The sequence below is a fragment of the Vibrio sp. 10N.286.51.B11 genome, assembly GCF_041469245.1.
Taxonomy (GTDB): Bacteria; Pseudomonadota; Gammaproteobacteria; order Enterobacterales; family Vibrionaceae; genus Vibrio; species Vibrio crassostreae_C.
The window spans coordinates 1-615 of the sequence record NZ_JBFRKI010000082.1; the positions used below are offsets into that span (position 1 = coordinate 1).

Annotated in this window: 1 pseudogene; it reads left to right on the forward strand. The window is 35.9% G+C overall.

From position 1 onward, the window contains the following. Positions 1-414: 414 nt before the first annotated feature. Positions 415-597: pseudogene (locus AB4154_RS22375) on the forward strand (IS110 family transposase); the annotation flags it as partial. Between the last annotated feature and the right edge of the window lie 18 nt (positions 598-615).

The following is a 615-nucleotide window of genomic DNA, read 5'->3' on the forward strand; positions in this document are numbered from 1 at the left end:
GGAGTAAATAATCTAACTAATAACTTAATAATGATATTTTTTGGATTATTCAAAATAAATAAAGCATCTCGTTGCTTCGAACCGAATATTAAGAACAAAAGGTTTTATTATGTAATCCCATTTGATGGATCAAATCATCACTTTAACTGTTCGCATAGTTTTTGAAGTGCAACTTACATCTTAAGTGATTGTTTTAAATATATTTATCTTAAACCGGCAAAAGTAGATGATTTTCGAAATCAATTTCAATTAAGTGTTTCCACTTCAAGAACGACAACCTACCTACCGTTGTTTTACTGGCTTACGGCTCTCAACAAAGAGGCAGTTGGCATAATCACCGGGCGTTGTTAATGATATGGACACTTCCACCCACCGTCTAAACTTATAGTCGGTAACATAAATGAGGAAGAGACCATGACCATTGCAACTTTAGGTATCGACTTAGCTAAATCTTCTTTTGCTCTTCACGGAGTAGATTCATCAGGCAAAGTTCTTTTGAAGAAAAATATCAGCAGAAAGAAGTTGTCCGAAACGTTGACCAATATGCCTCCTTGTCTTGTTGGTATGGAAGCTTGCTCCAGTGCTCATTATTGGGCTGTAGTGGTACGCTGAATT